This is a genomic window from Mastigocoleus sp. MO_188.B34, from assembly GCF_030065675.1.
Lineage (GTDB): Bacteria > Cyanobacteriota > Cyanobacteriia > Cyanobacteriales > Nostocaceae > Mastigocoleus.
The window spans coordinates 1-19,193 of the sequence record NZ_JASJDK010000050.1; the positions used below are offsets into that span (position 1 = coordinate 1).

At 35.1% G+C, this 19,193-nt stretch carries 11 protein-coding genes and 1 pseudogene; 4 read left to right on the top strand and 8 right to left on the bottom strand.

Annotated features, from left to right (window positions below):
• Positions 1-199: 199 nt before the first annotated feature.
• The 3 genes from QNJ50_RS14020 to QNJ50_RS14030 all read right to left on the bottom strand — a co-directional run bounded on the left by QNJ50_RS14020 (position 200) and on the right by QNJ50_RS14030 (position 2,630).
• Positions 200-529 carry a (2Fe-2S) ferredoxin domain-containing protein gene (locus QNJ50_RS14020; protein ID WP_300636159.1) on the bottom strand — a complete coding sequence of 110 codons (330 nt, stop codon included), beginning with the start codon at positions 527-529 and terminating at the stop codon, positions 200-202.
• Positions 530-745: 216 nt separating this feature from the next.
• Positions 746-1,723, bottom strand: a complete 978-nt coding sequence (locus QNJ50_RS14025; RefSeq protein WP_300636161.1) for a cysteine synthase A — start codon at positions 1,721-1,723, stop codon at positions 746-748.
• Positions 1,724-1,991: 268 nt separating this feature from the next.
• Entirely contained in the window at positions 1,992-2,630 is a 639-nt protein-coding gene (locus QNJ50_RS14030) for a peroxiredoxin (RefSeq protein WP_300636163.1), read from the bottom strand.
• Positions 2,631-3,191: 561 nt separating this feature from the next.
• On the opposite strand from QNJ50_RS14030, the gene QNJ50_RS14035 reads away from it, so the two are divergent.
• Both QNJ50_RS14035 and QNJ50_RS14040 read left to right on the top strand, forming a co-directional pair.
• On the top strand, positions 3,192-4,913 hold the full coding sequence (locus QNJ50_RS14035) for a VWA domain-containing protein (RefSeq protein ID WP_300636165.1): 1,722 nt from the start codon (positions 3,192-3,194) through the stop codon (positions 4,911-4,913).
• A gap of 918 nt (positions 4,914-5,831) precedes the next feature.
• Positions 5,832-6,671, top strand: a complete 840-nt coding sequence (locus tag QNJ50_RS14040; RefSeq protein WP_300636167.1) for a hypothetical protein — start codon at positions 5,832-5,834, stop codon at positions 6,669-6,671.
• A gap of 13 nt (positions 6,672-6,684) precedes the next feature.
• Here QNJ50_RS14040 and QNJ50_RS14045 read toward each other — a convergent pair whose 3' ends face one another.
• The 5 genes from QNJ50_RS14045 to ppsA form a co-directional block, all read right to left on the bottom strand.
• Positions 6,685-7,860, bottom strand: coding sequence for a hybrid sensor histidine kinase/response regulator (locus QNJ50_RS14045; RefSeq protein ID WP_300636169.1), 1,176 nt, complete (start codon positions 7,858-7,860; stop codon positions 6,685-6,687).
• Positions 7,861-7,936: 76 nt separating this feature from the next.
• Entirely contained in the window at positions 7,937-8,344 is a 408-nt protein-coding gene (locus QNJ50_RS14050; RefSeq protein WP_300636193.1) for a response regulator, read from the bottom strand.
• A 13-nt stretch (positions 8,345-8,357) separates the two neighbouring features.
• Complete coding sequence (locus tag QNJ50_RS14055) at positions 8,358-10,685, bottom strand: ATP-binding protein (RefSeq protein ID WP_300636171.1); 2,328 nt, start codon at positions 10,683-10,685, stop codon at positions 8,358-8,360.
• Positions 10,686-11,700: 1,015 nt separating this feature from the next.
• Positions 11,701-13,260, bottom strand: a complete 1,560-nt coding sequence (locus QNJ50_RS14060; RefSeq protein ID WP_300636173.1) for a phospholipid carrier-dependent glycosyltransferase — start codon at positions 13,258-13,260, stop codon at positions 11,701-11,703.
• Positions 13,261-13,677: 417 nt separating this feature from the next.
• Complete coding sequence (ppsA, locus tag QNJ50_RS14065; RefSeq protein WP_300636175.1) at positions 13,678-16,182, bottom strand: phosphoenolpyruvate synthase; 2,505 nt, start codon at positions 16,180-16,182, stop codon at positions 13,678-13,680.
• A 583-nt stretch (positions 16,183-16,765) separates the two neighbouring features.
• On the opposite strand from ppsA, the pseudogene QNJ50_RS14070 reads away from it, so the two are divergent.
• Positions 16,766-17,203 (top strand): annotated as a pseudogene (locus tag QNJ50_RS14070) (Clp protease N-terminal domain-containing protein); the annotation flags it as partial.
• 727 nt (positions 17,204-17,930) lie between these two features.
• On the top strand, positions 17,931-19,025 hold the full coding sequence (locus tag QNJ50_RS14075) for a hypothetical protein (RefSeq protein WP_300636177.1): 1,095 nt from the start codon (positions 17,931-17,933) through the stop codon (positions 19,023-19,025).
• Positions 19,026-19,193 lie beyond the last annotated feature (168 nt).

Below are 19,193 nucleotides of genomic sequence, written 5' to 3' on the forward strand. Positions count from 1 at the left end.
GCAATTCTCATTTTGACCAATAATCGTTTAACCCGAAAAAAAATGGAAGCAAATGGAACCGGACTAAAGGGTTTTCAAGACAAATTATTAGTAAATTTTATCAATAGTTTGCATGAAATTTTCAAAATGAGAATTGCTGATCAGTTATCAGTTCACTGTTAATCGGTAATTAATAACTGTATGGTGAACGCTAACACTGTTAACTCTTATGAAAACGACGATAAAGCATCTGCTCGACTTTTTCGCCACCAAGTAGATGTTTTTCTATCACTAATGGAACTTGACTGGGATGGACTGCACAATACCAGGTCATATCTGGCAATACTAATACCATCGGACCATTACCACATTGTCCCAAACAACCACTCCCCATTACTGTTATTCCAGGAACAGTACTAACCTCAAAAGCTGCTAATACCGACTTTGCACCTTGTTTGCGACAAGTACGATTGACACACACCCGCACACATTGAGGATAAGACGAAGAATTTTGTCTTGATGAGTCGGATGGTTGGGATATGCTACTCATAATGCCGTTCCCATAGGAGTCATTTTATCGAAGGAATCAGAAATGAACTATTAAAAAAATCGTGCCGCCTTAACTGATAGTATTTAATTTTTATAAGATGAATAATTTTTATAAGATGAATTTATTTTGAAATGCACCAAAGCTTTAAGCATGGCATCATTTTATGCTTAAGCTAAAAGGTGCTTTAAAGAGAAAAATCTTTTAATCTTAAAAATATCAAGGGTCAACTGATAAACCTTTTGAGGCTAGCCATTCACGGTTAAATATGCGTGACTGATATCGAGCACCACTATCACACAAAATTGTGACTATTGTATGTCCCGGTCCCATCTGTTTGGCTAATGCTACAGCCGCACCAACATTAATACCCGTAGAACCTCCCATCAATAAACCATCTTTTCGAAGTAACTGATATACAACCCGTAGTGCTTCTGAGTCATCGATCCGAATTGCATCATCGGTGGGTGCATCTTCCATATTTGCAGTGATTCGGCTATTTCCGATCCCTTCAGTAATTGAATTCCCTTCTATCTTGATTTCACCCGTTTTAACGTAACTATAGAGACCACTGCCCATCGGATCCGCAACTACACATTTGATATTAGGATTTTTCTCTTTAAGATACATCGCCGTACCAGCAAAAGTACCACCAGTACCAGTTGAAGCTACCCAACCATCGACTTTTCCATCGGTTTGCTTCCAAATTTCTGGACCTGTAGTCTCATAATGGGCGCGACGATTAGCTAAATTGTCAAATTGATTTGCCCAAATAGCGTTTTCCATTTCCGATGCAATGCGACCAGAAAGCTTAACGTAATTATTTGGATCCCTGTAAGGTACCGCAGGAACTGGTCTAACTTCAGCACCTAATGCCCTCAAAGCATCCATTTTCTCCTGTGATTGAGTTTCAGGAATAATAATTAAACACTTATAACCTTTAGCATTGCAAATATGTGCTAAACCAATACCCGTATTTCCCGCTGTTCCCTCTACAACAGTACCACCTGGTTTAAGTAAACCTTTTTCTTCTGCATCTTGAATAATATAAAGTGCGGCGCGGTCTTTGACTGAACCTCCAGGATTGAGAAATTCCGCTTTTCCCAAAATTTCACAACCTGTTTCTTCACTGAAACTTTTTAAGCGAATTAGTGGTGTATTGCCAACAGTACCAACAAAACCATCTTTAATATCCATAAATAATATCCACGCGAAGATTTACTATAAAAATTGTGGCCTATTGTGGCGGTCAATAGGCGGTCAATAATTTAAATGATAGGTAAATAAATGGGTAATGGGTAATAGGTAATGTGCTAAGAGGAATCAGCATCAGATTTAGCGGTACGATCTATGCTTACCACTAACTACTACACTAATTACCAATTACCAATGACCAATTACCAATTACCAATTACCAGCTAATTGTATCGAAATTAGTCAAGTCATCAGTTAAACAAACGTGTTATTACTTGTTGGGTTGAGGGGTCATCCTTAAATAAGGTTTGACAACTTCATATCCTTTGGGGAATTTTTCCTTGAGAACATCTGGATCTTGGAGTGTGGGGACAATTACACAATCATCACCGTCTTTCCAGTCAGCAGGAGTTGCAACGCTGTAATCGTCTGTCAACTGCAAAGAATCAATTACCCGCAAAATTTCATCAAAGTTACGTCCGGTGCTGGGAGGATAGGTTAGAGTTAGTCGTAGTTTCTTATTGGGATCGATAATAAATACCGTCCTTACGGTCACCTTAGCATTCGCATTGGGGTGAATCATATCGTAAAGGTCGGAAACCTTATGGTCAGGATCTGCCAAAATGGGATAATTAAGTTTAGTACTTTGGGTTTCTTCGATATCAACAGCCCAACCATTATGGGAGTCAACATCATCAACACTCAAAGCCACAGCCTTAACATTACGCTTATCAAATTCTGGCTTAAGCTTGGCAACGGTTCCTAACTCGGTAGTGCAAACAGGTGTGTAGTCTGCTGGGTGTGAGAATAAAACAACCCAACTATCACCAGCCCAATCATAAAAATTGATTTCTCCATGGGTAGAAGCTTGGGTAAAATTCGGTACTGTGTCACCTAGTCGGAGAGCCATTTGAGATTCCCTGTGATTTCAAAGAAATATGTTTTCTAGTTTGCAATCATGACACAAAAATATGCTTACCCGGTAGGGATTTATTTGTTTGCAACAAAATGTTAGCTTACTCTGCAATTATTACTTCTTTGTCGCATTTTTAAGCTGGAATTAGCAGTGGTTTTCACTGATTTTAGGCGTACATCAAAAACTTAAATACTAAAACCATAGATTTTCAATATTGGTTTTAATACCAAATCATAGACGCAGAAACGAATGAAAGATAAAACCGCACGTGCAAGTATCAATACTTGGTTTGCAAACTTAATTGTATCTCAGTAATATTACTTTTGACACATCAAAATTGCTAGTATTACCAATCACGCATTTTGTCATACTCTCAAATTATTATTCTCCTCACAAATTATTGTTGATTTAGTTGTATATAGCACTGGCAAGTAAATAAAGCATCAGTTAGTATCTTGATTTTTTTGTAATTACAGATATTTTTCTAAGTGTTTACTTGGTTTTATTTTTGACGTTTTTTAGGGATGATCTATCTGCCTTTATATACTTGCTACTATGAATAAAAAAAAACATCTATCCATTAATTTTTTTACGATAGTCTTAAGTGTCTTTCTCCTTACAGCTTGCACAACAGAAGAAAGCAATAACTATGCAGCAGATAACTTTCCTGGGTTAAAGATTAAGCTGCTAGTCGGCAGTGCTTTAGGTGAATTTTGTCAGGAAGCTACACAAAAATTCAATGACACACGACCCGAGTTAAGTAATGGGACAAAGTTTAAAGTTTACTGTGAAGCAGAAGGTAGCGGTGATGTTGTTACTAAAGTGGTGGGTCTTGCAACTAAGCTCAAGAATGGTGTTCTTCAAGCGGATGCAGAAGAGTTTCCAACAATAGTCTCTGTTGATGGTGAAATTTATCAAAATCAATTAATTTATCGAGTTAATAAATTATTTCCTGGTCAAAAGTATATTCCCGAAATAACTGATTCACCGATGTTGGCAAATAGCCCTATGGTATTTATGGCACGCTCTGATATCGCCAAGGGTTTACAGAAAGTAAATAATCAGTTTCAATCTCTGGCTAAAGCAAAAACTCACCAGGATATTCATTCTTCAAGTCCATCAAGCAAAGTACATTACGTCCACACAGCACCTACTCGTTCCAATTCTGGTTTACAAGCTTTAGTTGCACAATTTGCAGCCGTTTCTGGTAAATCACCAGAAAAAATGACAGTCGCAGATGTGCAAAAATATCAACCGCAAGTCAAGAAAATTCAAAGTAAAATTACTCGATACGGTTCTTCTACTAGCTCCTTAGCAAAAGCTATGGTTAAAAATGGTCCTTCTTGGGCTTCTGTCGGTTCTGTATATGAGTCTTCAGTTATTTCTGCTAATTCTAATTTACAACCAGGGAAAAATCGTTATCAAGCAGTGTATCCCAAGTCAACTTTTACTTCTAATATGCGAGCGATTGTACCTAATGCTCCTTGGGTAAGTGCAGATGAAAAAGCAGCTGCAGAACAAGTTATTGAATATTTCCGTTCTCCCGAAATTCAAGAAATTGCAACTAATTTAGGTCTGCGTCCAGGTATACCTGGAGTTGCTCTAGGTGCAAAATTCTCTCCAGAATTTGGCGTTCGAGCACAAGCAAAATATGATTCTTTGGGTCCACCAAAACCCTCTGTTGTTGAAGCTATGCTGAATTCTTGGCAAAAAACAGCGAAAAAACCTTCTTTGGTTGCTGTGGTTATTGACTCCTCTGCTTCAATGTTGGGAAATAAGTTACCTGCAGTTCAAAATACTCTTCAAACTTACACAAGTAATCTGGGACCAAAAGAAAAAATTGCTCTAATTGATTTTGATTCTGCAGTTAGACGTCCTGTAATTGTGGATGCAAGTCAGAAAGGACAGGAAAAAGCTTTGCAATTTATTGGTAGTTTAAAAGCCGATGGTGGAACCGCATTATATGACGCTGCAATTTATGCACGTAATTGGTTACAACAAAATCTCCGCTCGGATACAATTAATGCTGTTCTTGTACTAACTGATGGGGAAGACTCTGAGTCAAAGATTTCGCTCCAAGATTTGGAGAAAGAACTGAAAAGTAGTGGATTCAATAGTGAGAAAAGGATTACTTTTTTAACCGTTGGTTATGGAGAAGACGGAGAATTCAATTCTGATGTGCTGCAACGGATAGCTCAATTGAATGGTGGTTACTATTCCCAGGGCGATCCTGAGACAATTTCAAGTCTAATGAGAGATTTACAATTGGAATTTTAAATTTGTTCCTCAGTTAAGATCAGGTTGTATTTACCGGAATTACAGGTATGTAGTTAGTAATTAATCGTATTTTAGCCAGCAATTATCTAAATTCTTGTTTTACCTTTTATGTAGTACTTGAATTATTAAACTTGTAGATTATTCAAGTGATCTGCGGACTATACTAATTGGAGGATTTTTTGATAATAGGCGTGCTTTTTGCCAATTTACCTAGTATTATGATATTGCTCCTGAAAGCCTGAGTGACTTTAACAGGTGCAAGTGACTTAAAATTTCATGAACCAGAGAATTTTGGACGAGATAATCCCCAACAAAAAGGGAGTATTTTTTAGTGGGTGCTAATGCGAAAGCCTTAGCAAATAAACCGATGAATTAAAACAAATAAGAGGCATTAAATATAGAAATTGATGCTGCACATATAGAACTTATGGTGCTATTTTTTGCACCTTTCTCATTGAATAGTCCCCATAATGGAGTATATGGTAAGGCTTTTAAAAGATGGGAATAGTTTACGTTGGGCAAAATATTAAACAGCAGCTATGTGAGTTTAAATAGTGTCCAAAAAGTAATTTCCAATACAGTAATTTTCAATACAGTAGTTTGGTTTGTGCAATAGTAAAACTTAATCAAATTAAACTTAGTCTAATTAAGTTTTAGGTAGCCATATCAAAACTTAAATAGTTGTAAAAATCAAATAGAAACCAAACAAAATCATAAAATTTTTTGTAGTGATTATGAGGGAAATTCATAAATTATGGATTCTCAATAAATTATAAATTTTTGAGTGTAAATAATTCAATATATAGAAAAATTACAATATATAATCTCACTTAAAATTTAAACCTGAATACTAATCTGATATTTTTAATTAGTTATTCTGCTAAATTATCAACGGATATTTATTAACCATCAAAAATCATGACTACTATTCAAAAAGCATCTGAAAAACTGACTATTTATGTCAATAGAACTGGCTTTTATGCTCTAATTTCAATTATCGTCGCACCTTTTTTACTCTACCCACTTTTTAAATCTGATGAATTAAAACAAAAAGAACTTAAATCCAATTGCGCTCATTTAAATTTGCAATCCCTTGAATGTGAATTTAAAGATAATATGATTCAAGGGGATAAAACTGAAAACAAGCAAACTAAGTCGGAAGCATTGACGAAGATAATAGCAAGCAATAAGCCTGAAACGATTCAATTATCTTCTTTTGTTTATCCAAATCAACATAAATCTCAAAGGAAAGAACTTAAACTTGATAATCTAAAAAAACTTCAAAACGAAGTAGAAAAAGCCGGTAGATATATTAATAATTTGCTGACATATTCAGAAGAAACAATTTCCGAAAATACGCAAACAGACCACTTGTCCCATGAAGTGAATTCAGGGAAAGTAAGAGTTATGATATTTTATGGCTTCTTTCTCTTTGTCATCTGTTCGCTTTTAGAATCGAAGCCATTCTACGAAAAAATGATTTTTGATCGTGAATCTGGAGACCTAATAGTTCTAAAGTTTATGGTTTTTTGGTTCAAAAAAAATAAGTATTCCCTTGGTAATAATTTTAATTTATCTATTGAATCGGAAAGTGATGATTATGACACTGGGACTCATAAACTTAATCTTGTTCTCGATTCCAAGAAAAAAATCCTTTTGTATCGTAACTCTAACTACAATGAGGTTGAAAAAATGCTAGAAGAAATTAGAGATTTATTGAGTCTAGATAGTGCAAAAGTTGAGAAAATAGAAGTGTAAAATAATTAAAAATTTAAACTTTGACCAATGGTAGCTTAACAATAAATTTTGTACCTAAATCTACTTGGCTATTAAATTCTATTTCACCCTGCAGTGCATCAACACACTTTGCTACAATTGATAATCCCAAACCAGTACCAGGGATCATACCAATATTAGAAGCTCGATAAAAAGGTTGAAATAGTTGCTGTTGTTCTTGGTTCGGAATACCAATACCCCAGTCTTGGATCAAAAATATTATAGACTCTTCTGTAAAGTTGAGTTCAAAGTGAACTGTGCTACCAGGGGGTGAATATTTAACAGCGTTGGTGAGTAAATTATCTAAAATATGTCGCAATAAGTTTTCGTCAGAAAACACTTCAAAATCTATTTCAGGAAGAATAGATGTGATGTGAATATTCCTATATTTAGCACTTATTTTGATACCCTTGATAATTTCACTACAGAAATCTTGTAAGTCTAACGGAGAAATTTGACATCTAAGTCTACCCGTATCAGCTTTACCAATAAATGAAGCCTCATCTAATAGTAAAGCCATATTTTTGATCGCAGAGCGAATCATTTGAAAATGGGTTAATTTTTTTTCTTTAGATAATTGTTCGTCACTATTTTGTAATAATCCTGCAGTTAGAAGAATGGTATTTAGGGGATTACGAATATCATGAGACAAAATCGAAACAAATTCAGATTTAAACTGATTAAGTTCTTGGGCTTTGACTAGTTCTAAAGTACATTTATCAACTTCTTCTTTGAGTGTTTGATTTAGGGTATTTAAACTTTCAAGAGTTTGCTTGCGTTCGATTGCATATCTCAAAGAACGTAAAAGAGAATCATCATTTACCTGACGTTTAACTAAATAATCTTGTGCTCCTTGTCTTACAGCTTCTATCGCTAATTCATTGTCGTTAGTATTTGTTAGTACGACAATTGGTAAGTTAGCATCACATTCCATTAGGGGTTGTAAAGAATCAAGTCCTTGACTGTCTGGAAGAGTTAAATCCAGCAAAATAACATCAAAACAGACAGAAACTTGTGAAGATTTTTCTAAAAGATTTAGAGCTTCTTTTAATCGTTTAACATGAAACAAACTAAAATTCTTGAATTTAGGTTGCTTCAGCACCTCATGTAAAAATCTTGCGTCTGCAAGATTATCTTCTATTAATAAGATGTTAACTGAGCTTCCTAACATAATTTGTCATTTGTCATTTGTCATCAAGATTATCTTTCCCTGTTTCCTGTTTCTTGTTCTCTGTTCCCTGTCTTTTTCAATGCAATGGTAAAGTTGCAATCGAAAACCAAAAACTTTCTATTCCCTTGACAATTTGGAATAGTTCACTAATATTACGAGATTTGGTAATGTAACAATTTACATGTAAGTCGTAGCTTTGAAAAATATCATCTTCATTGCGAGATGTGGTTAAAACAACTACAGGAATACGCTTGAGGTCGGGGTCGCTTTTGATTTCAGCTAAGACCTCTCTACCATCTTTTTTTGGTAGATTTAAGTCCAACAAAATCAGGTCGGGACGAATTGCTTCCGCATAGTCTCCTTCTTTGCGCAAGTAAGCCATTGCATCCATCCCATTCCTAACTGTAATTATTTCATGGGGTACGGAGCTATGTTTGAGTGCTTCTTGAATTAACCTAATATCTGCTTTGTTGTCTTCTACCAAAAAGATTATTTTTTTACTGATTTCTATTTCTCCATTCACGATCGCGTATTTTCCCTCCTCCGACTGGAATTGTAAAGTAGAATGTAGCACCTTCTCCAAGTTGGGATTCTACCCAAATTCGTCCCCGATGACATTCAACAATTTTTTTGCATATAGCCAATCCCATACCCGTACCTGGGTATTCATCCCGAGCATGTAGGCGTTGAAAAATTATGAATATGCGATCGCTAAACTGAGGATCGATACCAATACCATTATCTTTAACGCTGAATAACCATTCATCTTCAAGACGGGAAGCATTAATATCAATTTCCACAGGTTTTTCGCTACGGAATTTGATCGCGTTACTAATAAGGTTTTGGAATAGCTGCATTAATTGGGTTCCATCTGCCAAGATAATTGGTAGATCTGGACAGTTAATTACTGCTTCACTTTGAGAAATGCGTCCCCGCAAGTTATTCAATGCACGTTCCAAAGCTTTTCCCACCTCAGTTCGCTGAAAATTACCGACTTGCATATCCACCTTAGAATAGGCTAGGACGTCATCAATTAGGGTCTGCATCAAGCTAACACCCTCAACCACATAATTAATGAATTCATCTGCGTCTTCATCTAGTGATTGTTTGTAGCGCATTTCTAGTAATTGCACATAATTGGCTACTTGATTGAGGGGTTCCTGTAAATCATGGGAAGCAACATAAGCAAACTTTTTTAACTCTCCATTAGAACGTTCTAAGTCAGCAGCTAATAGTGCTAATTCATCTGCTTGACGCAGAATAATATTAACTATTGCTTTACGTAATTCTAATGCAGCTTTAACTTCAACAGCTCGCCAGGGTAAAGAAGTTAATTGAACGGTTTGTTTCCACAAATCAAAAGATTTACGGGGACATAGTTGTAAATTATCCTGTTCTTGTTTGAGATCGTAAGGTTGATTAGGATCCCCCCCCCAGTTGACAGTTTGAATAACTTCTGGTCGGAACCACAATACATAATTACGTTGAGAAATGGGAATAGCTAACAATCCACTTGCAACGTTTTTAAATTTTTCTGCATCGGGATAAATGCGTGGGAGTGAATCAGTATAAAAGATTTCTGTTGCTACATTATTTTTCAACCATCCAACTAAAAAATTTAATTCTTCTATTGTTGGTGTTTCACCCACTGTAGTCCAATTTCCACCAAAACAAATAGCTGCACCTTGAGCGCTAGTCAGGTCAAGAATATTTGGTTGTTGTTGAACTAAACCATCAATAAAATTTTCTGATTGAGACATATAATCAATCAATGTGGATTGAATATATGTCAGTCTCATACGGTAATCATAATCCTCTGTTTCTTCCCTTGTTGAAACTTCTGAAAATATTACTCTTCCCAAAAATTCGCAGGCTTTTCGCAGTTCATAAGAAACATATTTAGGTTGTTGGTGATGACAAGCAATCAATCCCCAAAGTCTACCTTCTTTGACCAAAGAAATAGTTAAAGAAGCACCAACACCCATATTGTGCAAATATTCTATGTGGCATGGGGAAGCACTTCTAAGGATAGAATTAGTTAAATCTGTAGCGCTTTCAACTGTTGGATTGATACTAGGAATTAGGTCTACATTTGTTGCATGGCTATTGGGAATGAATCGAATCCAATTCGCACAAAATAGTTTTCTTGCTGGTTTAGGAATATCTGACTCTGGATAATGTAAACCTAAATAAGGTTCTAAGCTATCAATCTTTTCTTCTGCAATGACGCTACCATGGTCATCTTCATCAAATTTATACAGCATAACTCGGTCGAAACCTGTTACTTTTCGGACTTCTTGGACAATAATTTGACAGAAATCTTCCAGATTAGCTGTTTCTTCTAAACGACTAATTGATGCTTTTGCCAGATGATAAAAACTTAAAAATGGAATATTCTCTTGAGAAAAAGCTGGTTCTAATTCTAAAATCAAAGACCCTTGAGGATTGCGGTGAAAAATAGCATCAAAAACTGCATAATCATCACCTTTTTTGCGCATCCAAATTTTACTGGGATTAATCAGATCTATACTTTCTTCTAATAATCCCTTTTTGATATTCTCTATTTGAAAAGGATCTAGTAATTCTTCAAGACTTTTATCGAGTACCTGATTCGGTTCAATGTTGAGAATTTCTGTAATATTTGTGCTAACTTGTAAAATTTTTAAGTCTGTTTCTCGTAATACTAGTAATACTCCATGGGGTTGAATTTTATTATTACGATTAATGGGTTTTTCTGCTAGTTCTACTAATCTTACATCTTGAGAGTTATTCTTTTGAGTTTGAATATCATGAAATTTAGTTTCTTGAAATTCTAGGTGACTCATAATCAATCTTCCCTATGTATAAATTTTACTTACTTGATTGGCACTAAATCTAGTTGTTGAAGTTTTACTATTTAATACAACATATTTACTACGTTGATTTGATTTCAAACTAATATTTACTAGAATTTGATATTACTAATGTCGAGAGTTTAATAATTAAATACTGGGAATAAATAAATTTATAAAGTGAAATTTAATATCAAATAAGTCTATATATGAAAAGTATAAAAAACTTTTGGTCAATAAAATTTTAGCCTTATGTCAATATGGATTTATGTTTTTACTATTTAACTTTAGAAATATCTAAAGAAATATCTAAGATTTAATCCGAAGATAAATGAGCAAATTAACTACTGATAAGCATGACAATAATCCTTATTGCTAATAATTAGTAAATGTCAAATTTCATTTAATATTTGAACCTTGATTATTGAAAATAAATTAATATTAAAGTCTAGACTAATCAAATATTAAAACAATATATAAAAAATTAAGTAGAGCTTTCAAAACTAGACTTACAAGAGTTAAATTAATGTGCTTATAAAATTACATTAATTACTGTTATTTAGCTTTCAATATTTTGAATAGAATCTACTTTCGTGTTTAATTATAGTTTAAATTTTAACAAACAGCTAAGCTTTATACAGATAAAAAATATGAATCAAATTTGATTGTATACCTTTGTATATATTGAGAAATTTAAAAAAACATATACTAATAAAAATAATTTGTAGGAGTTCAATACAAATATTGACTTTATCCAGAAAAGTCCTGGATGAAAGTACCATTTCTACGAAAAAATAAATATTATACTATAGTGTAATTACGGATATATATAGACAATTATTGGCTAAAGAATCTTGTAGTAAAAATAGAAATCTTGATTATGGAGTTTTTAGGACTGTCATATTAATCAATGTAGCTATACTGACTTTTCACAAAAAATTTCCAAACCTAAAATAAAATTCTGTGTATATTTATGTCACACAGACTACTTGCCGTCAGTAATGATAAATTAAATCCAGGAATCAAATAGCATTCTTAATTTATAATCTTCGGCAGAAAGTGGTAAACCCAAGTATAGTGGTAGCCAAAAAATAAAAGCAGCAATCACCAGGAAAGTAAGTGTTACGCCAAGAGCACGAGTTTCCTTGTAATAGCTACTGATACAGCATTCTACTAACCACGCAAATGCCATAAATACAAATATTACCGATGACATATAGTGATAAATAAATACGCAGCGATTTACTGTCACCCAAGGTAATAAATTAGCGGCATAATTGACCAGTAAATATAAAGCAATCCAAATATCCACACTGAAGTTAGCAGTATAGGGAAAGCGCTTTTCTTCAAACCAAGGAATTAATATTTGGGCAATTAGGACTATTAGGAGAAAAAATAAAGCTACTAAACCCAACCACCACAGTAAAGGATTTCCCATGGCGTGGATATCATAAATTATTTTCCCATTGACTTCATTTAAGTGTGGTCCCATCACAGGTAAAGGATCTTCAACCGACTGTGCTCTCTGATAAAAATAAGCGATCGGGCGTATCATTAGGGGCCACTTATACCAAGCTGCACAATAGGGATGTACGTCTGAATCATTACCACCCAGGCGATGATGAAATTGCCAAATTCGCTGATGGACTTCAATAAACCCAAATTTCGTATTTAATAATAAATGTGGAACCCAAATTATGCTGTAAACGATGACAGGTAAAATACCAAAAAAGATTACCATTTGCCCGACACCAAACTGAGTTAAGTTTTGCAGGGGATGAATATAACCCCTACGAAAATACCGAACGTCCCTCGCTCTATCTAATCTGTCAGGAGCAAATAGTAAATACCATAACCACTTAAAAAAACCTAATTCAAGAAATCTTTGTAAATCATCTTCTAGCTGTAATCCTAACTTCTTAAAGTTAAATCTCGACAGAAATTGAAATAACCAAACAATTCCCCATAAAAGATAAACTGCCAATAGAAAAAATAAACCATTCCATTTAGTAGCTGCGGAAGCTCCAAAAGCAACACCGGAAACTAGCAGCCAAATAATTCGTTTCTTTTGATAACTATTTAAGGCTAATAATAAACATAATTGTCCCAATAATCCAAAAATGACCAAGTACTGATTAATTAAGGCATAACGTGACTCTACAAGAAAAATGCCATCACAGGCGGTAAATAAGCCAGCTACGAGAGCAAAAATTCTCCGCCTACTTACTTGATAAGTAATTGCTGTCACAATGAGAGGAATAAATGCACCACAAAAAGCATTTATCCAGCGATAACTCCAAGGCGATCGCGTTGCACCGGTTAATCCGTTGACAGTATCTTTCCCGAATGGGAGCAGATCGCCCAACCAAATACCAATGGCGATAATATATTTGCCTAAGGGTGGATGACCATCAAAAAATGGGACATTATTGAGATAGTTATGGGCAAATTTTGCATAATACACTTCATCAAATACTAAAGTATTAAACCTTTCCAGTTCCCAAAAGCGTATAGCAAATGAAAGTATAAATATACCGGCTATGCCGATCCAAAACCATTTCTTAGTCATTTGTTATCGATTGCTGATAATTTGCCATTAGTTTTCAATGGTGTTTTGAAAACATCCTCTTAAAACATGGGAATAGGATCTCTTGCCTTCACTCCAAAGAAATCAATATTTCAAAAGGAATCACAGCGCAGCAGTAATTGACAAAAACAGCTTTTTTGTCGCACTTCATCCTGGAGATGGGCAAGATACTAATAATTATTTTTCACTTTCAACAGTCAACTGTTAACTGATAACTGTAATTAGTGATTTTTATCTGCAGGGTGTTTAAGTAGGATAGCACTGACTATTATTTCTCGGATTTACTTTTTAACTAATGGCAAAAAATCAATTATATTTTGGGTTTTTTTTTAAGCTGTATTACCTACCGATTAAGACTTTCTGGATAATATCCTCCAAGGGAGGTGTCTATTATTGTTGTTAACCTCCAATTTCTTTTTCCACTTCAGCAATTTCTAAGATATTTTTCAATACCGAATCTGGGTTGAGACTGATAGAGTCAATTCCAGCTTCAACTAAAAATCTGGCAAATTCTGGATAATCGCTGGGTGCTTGACCACAAATTCCTATTTTACGGTTATGCTTTTTCGCTGCTTGGATTGCTAAAAGTATCATTTGCTTTACACCCTGGCTACGTTCATCAAATAACCCGGCGACCAAAGCCGAATCTCTATCTATTCCTAAAGTCAGTTGGGTTAAATCATTAGAACCAATCGAAAACCCATCGAATATTTTCGCAAATTCGGAAGCCAGAATCACATTATTGGGTAACTCACACATTACATATACTTGCAAGCCATTTTCACCCTGACGCAAACCATTATGTGCCATTTCCGCCAGTACTAAACGTCCTTCTTCGGGAGTACGGCAAAAAGGAATCATTGGAATAACGTTAGTTAAACCCATTTTTTCCCTGACTTGTTTAATGGCTTTGCATTCCAGAGCAAAACCTTCCTTGTAGCCTTCATCATAATAGCGGGCTGCTCCCCGCCAGCCTAGCATTGGGTTTTCTTCCTTGGGTTCAAATTGTCTTCCTCCCAATAAATTTGCGTATTCATTACTTTTGAAGTCGGACATACGCACGATGACTGGTTTAGGATAAAATGTGGCAGCAATTCTACTAATACCTTGGGCTAATTTTTCTACAAAGTAGCTGGGTTTATCATTGTAGAGCGCCGTCATTTGAGCAATTTTGGTTTTGGCAAACTCATCTTCTAAACTATCGAAGTAAAGTAATGCCATTGGGTGGGTTTGAATGTAGTTAGCGATAATAAACTCCGTCCGCGCCAAACCGACTCCATCGCTAGGAATTGCTGATAAACTAAAAACTTCTTGAGGATTACCCACATTCATTAAAATTTGGGTACGAGTGCGGGGTAAATTTTCTATATTATTTTCTTCAATTTCAAATGGTATTAAACCGGGATAGACTTTTCCTTCCTCACCTTCAGCACAGGAAACAGTTACCTCTTGACCTGTTTTTAAAACTTCTGTCGCATCATTACACCCAACAATTGCAGGAACTCCTAATTCCCTGGCGATAATTGCTGAATGACAAGTTCTTCCTCCAGAATTTGTGACAATTGCACTTGCGCGTTTCATGACTGGTTCCCAGTCCGGGTCAGTTCTATCCGTTACTAATACATCACCATTTTCAAACCGGTCTATTCTTGCTACATCTAAAATTACCTTGACTTTACCGTGAGCGATCGCTTCCCCTACTGCTCGTCCAGTAACTAAAGGAGGGGGTATACTCCCCTGTTCTCTATTAATATTTTCTTCTCCCCTGTCCCTTATCCCTTGTCCCTTGTCCCCTATTCCTCGAAAACGATAATTCCGCAAAACAGTTTGGTTTTTTTGTGACTGTACGGTTTCTGGACGGGCTTGGACAATAAATAATTGATTGGTAATACCATCTTTAGCCCATTCAATATCCATAGGGGAATAGGTACCGCGAACTTGGGAATAATGGTCTTCAATTAAACAAGCCCAACGCCCCAACTGTAAAATTTCATTATCATTGAGAACAAACCTGTTTCTCAATACGCCAGGGACTGGGATATTTTTGGTAAACTTGGAGCCGTCATCATAAACCATTTGTAATTCTTTACTGCCCAACTTCTTATCTAAAATTGGACTATGACCGGTTTTTAAAGTTGGCTTGAAAACATAATATTCATCGGGATTAACCGCACCTTGAACTACATTTTCCCCTAAACCATAAGCAGCAGTAATCAAAGCTGCATTTTGGAAACCTGTTTCAGTATCGATGGAAAACATCACTCCAGAGGATGCTAGATCGGAGCGCACCATTTTTTGTACGCCCACAGCCAGAGCGATGCTAAGATGATCGAACCCCTTAGTGTGACGATAGGAAATCGCACGGTCGGTAAATAAGGAAGCAAAACAGCGATGACAAGCAGCTAGAACCCCTCGTACACCCCTCACATTTAAATAAGTTTCTTGCTGTCCTGCAAAACTTGCATCTGGTAAATCTTCTGCTGTTGCACTGGAACGAACGGCTACATCCGTATCTGGGTTGTACTGCGCGCATAAAACTTCATAAGCTTGGGTGATCGCAGTTCTTAATTCCTGAGGAAACGGGGTATGCAACAGTAAATCCCTTGCTTTTCGTCCTTTTTGTCGTAAATTATTGACATCCTCCACATCTAGATCGGCAAATAGCGATCGCAATTGCTCTTTTAAACCAGCCGACTCAATAAAATAGCGGAATGCATGGGCTGTAGTAGCAAAACCAGCGGGAACATTTACACCTTGAGGGGTTAATTGCTGAATCATTTCTCCCAAGGATGCATTTTTACCGCCAACTAACTCAATATCATTGATGCCAATTTCGTTAAACCAAAGGACAAGGGATTGTTCTTGAGAATCTTCAGATAGTTGATACTGAGATGTTTTAACCATCAGTAATTACCTATGCTAGTAAACGCACTGATTATTTAGATGTATTCCAAAACAGCTTATGAAAGCTAGTCTGTCTATTTATTAACCGTTCGCCTTATCTTTAATTTAATTCAAATTTTAAAAGCATGGTTTTTGAGAAATTCCTCAATTCATAATGGTGCTCGCATTCGTCAAGCTTGAATTTATTGTCCCCCACTGCATCAAAATAGAAGTGATAGGTGAATTCACCACAAAATATGCTTTGTAGGGTAAATGTTATAGCAAAATTTAGATTATACGTAATTTCAGGTCGTTACCTTATTCGCCTAGCTAAAACCTTGCTTTACAAACAAGAAAAAACCAAAATAAAAATAAAAATTAATACAGAATTAATATTCACTATCTGTGAAAATACTCTATCCATCACAATTTATAAGTTAAGTATAACTGGTTATGAACAATGCAGAAAGCTTGATTTTAATCTCATTCAATATTAATAACTCAAAAATATAATCTCTGGAAAATCATTAAAAATTAAGCAAAACAAAAATATCAAAAGACTCTAATTTTTTGTTCTCGTTATCATTGATTATCTGTAAATTATATGGTCATTTTAGGAGCAAATAATTTGGAAAATTTTACTGATAAAGCAAAACAAGCAATTATACTTGCCCAAGGGGAAGCAAGAAGATTAGGTCATAATTTTGTCGGCACCGAAAGTATATTATTAGGAATCATTGCGGAAGAAAAGGGAGTTGCTGCCAATCTCTTAAAATCTTTAGGTATAACTCTTAAAGATGCCCGAACAGAGGTAGAAAAAAGTATTGGTAGAGGTTCTGGTTCTTTTGTAGGTGAAGCACCTTTTACTCAAAGGGCTAGCAACGTAATTAAACTTTCTTATCATGAAGCTAGCCAATCAAATCAAAAATATGTAGATACTCAACATCTATTATTGGCTTTAATTCGTGAGGGAGAAGGAGTTTCCTTAAGAATTTTACAAAACTTGGGAATTAGCTCTGCACAAATATTAAATCAACTTTTAACTCAAATTAATTCAACCATTAGCTATAAAGAAAAAACAAATAAAACTCCAATATTAAATCAGATAAAAGAATATAATCAAACCGCAAATGAAATTCCAGATTTTTTTCATAACAATACATTTATCAAAACTGTAGTTATTGAGGATAAAATAGAACGTTTAGATACAATATTAATAGAAGCACAAAAACTCCTTAAGGAGATTAAGGAAATTAAATATAGTATCCAAGAAAATGAATTATACTCAGTAAAAAAAATTAATGAAATCATTGAAGATTTACCAGATAAATCATTTTCTGATGAAAAATCAGGAATCAAAGAGTTATTAAATCGACTCAAAACAATTATTGAGAATGATGTTGAGCTAAGAACTGAAGATAAAACCGAAGTATTAGAACAAATATTAAATCTTGCATTAGCCAGTCAAAACCCAGCAGAGACGCAAGTAAAGAAAGTAGCCCGGACTGCAATCAAAATTATTATTGGAACGGTGGCACAAAGACCACCAGATAGTAAATTAGTAAAAGAATGTAAGCGAATTGTGCCCGAAATTGTTAAGTTCTTTAAATTAATATAATTGCTCAAAAGCAGTTAAGTGCATGGAGTTAGCATCTTTAAGCTCCAGCAATAAACAAAATAAATCAAAATAAATATTGCTGCATTGCTAAACTACCCATTGATGGCATTAATCGACTATCATCATCAAGATATTGACGCAGGGAGCAGTTATGGCGCAGTATGACGACATATTTCATGCAGTTGGGGTATCCTCTGAAGAACTGACAGCAGAAGAAGCCGTCGCAGCGATCGCAGTTGTGGTCGCTGCAGCTGATACTTCCCTTGATGAATTAGATGTTGACTTTCTCGCTGATGTCCTATGGGAGTTTGACATTTTTGAAGAATACTCCAATGAAGATTTGTTGGATATTCTTGATCGAGTTTTAGAAATTGCCGAAGATGAAGAATTAGGAGTAGTTTTTAATACGGCAAATAAATATATTGGTGAAGAATTAGTACTGGATGCTTTTGGTGTGGGCGTTTCTGTATTGGTAGATGAGGAAACGTTCTCTATTCCACTATCAAAAATGACTTTACTCAAGGAATTCCAAAAAACCTTAGGAGTAGAAGAAACTGAAGCTGGAGAATTAATCGATGAGGTGATAGCGGCGATTAAAGAAGCAGAAACATCTTATGTTGATGATGAATATGAAACCATTATTTTGGAAAACTTTCATGACAAATTTTATAGTTCACCCCTGGGTAATTTTCGTTTAGAAATTCCCGTTCGGGTTGATAAAGGTGGGAAACTTCAGTTTCAAGAAGGAATGGTCGAGTTTTCTGATAATTTTGGTACTTTGCTCAGAATTGATTATTATTCTATTTCTCAGAAACAAGCTAAAAAAATTCAGTCTTTGGGGCTCAAGGAGTATTTACCCCATGTTCTTTTAGACAAGTATGTACCTTGGGGAATAGTCGCTAATTTACCCAAGTCTAAAGTGGAGTACAGTGAATTTATCGAACAAGTAATGTCAGGGGCATATTTTATCTTAATTTATATGCCAGATGTAGCGACAGTTCCTCATCAAGAAAGTAATGGTTCGGGTGCGAAAAAAAATGCTTACCGAGGACTATTAATTTTTAAGAAACATAATTTTTTGTATGTAGTTAGCAAGCAAAATTATCTTAAAGATAGCAAAGGCTTTGAGAATATTGAACAGCAAGCAAAGGAAACCAAACAACAGATTTTTGACTTTATCGATTCCATTGATTTTTTTGACATTTATAGCAGAACTCAGGAGTCAGAAGACAGAAGACAGGAGTAGAAATACCCTTTACCTTTACGTCTGACTTCTATTTTTTTCCTGCACCTCAACGACCTGCAAATCGCTGTAATGTTCTGCAAAATATTTAGTTAATGCACTAACGCGGATAACGTCCGTACAACACTGAGAACTACTTTATAGAGCAAATATACTGCAAAGAAGAATTTA

Excerpts from the sequence above, each read along its gene's own strand:
- QNJ50_RS14020 (WP_300636159.1), bottom strand. The coding sequence starts at position 529 with ATGAGTAGCATATCCCAACCATCCGACTCATCAAGACAAAATTCTTCG.
- QNJ50_RS14025 (WP_300636161.1), bottom strand. The coding sequence starts at position 1,723 with ATGGATATTAAAGATGGTTTTGTTGGTACTGTTGGCAATACACCACTA.
- QNJ50_RS14030 (WP_300636163.1), bottom strand. The coding sequence starts at position 2,630 with ATGGCTCTCCGACTAGGTGACACAGTACCGAATTTTACCCAAGCTTCT.
- QNJ50_RS14035 (WP_300636165.1), top strand. The coding sequence starts at position 3,192 with ATGAATAAAAAAAAACATCTATCCATTAATTTTTTTACGATAGTCTTA.
- QNJ50_RS14040 (WP_300636167.1), top strand. The coding sequence starts at position 5,832 with ATGACTACTATTCAAAAAGCATCTGAAAAACTGACTATTTATGTCAAT.
- QNJ50_RS14045 (WP_300636169.1), bottom strand. The coding sequence starts at position 7,860 with ATGTTAGGAAGCTCAGTTAACATCTTATTAATAGAAGATAATCTTGCA.
- QNJ50_RS14055 (WP_300636171.1), bottom strand. The coding sequence starts at position 10,685 with ATGAGTCACCTAGAATTTCAAGAAACTAAATTTCATGATATTCAAACT.
- QNJ50_RS14060 (WP_300636173.1), bottom strand. The coding sequence starts at position 13,260 with ATGACTAAGAAATGGTTTTGGATCGGCATAGCCGGTATATTTATACTT.
- ppsA (WP_300636175.1), bottom strand. The coding sequence starts at position 16,182 with ATGGTTAAAACATCTCAGTATCAACTATCTGAAGATTCTCAAGAACAA.
- QNJ50_RS14075 (WP_300636177.1), top strand. The coding sequence starts at position 17,931 with ATGGCGCAGTATGACGACATATTTCATGCAGTTGGGGTATCCTCTGAA.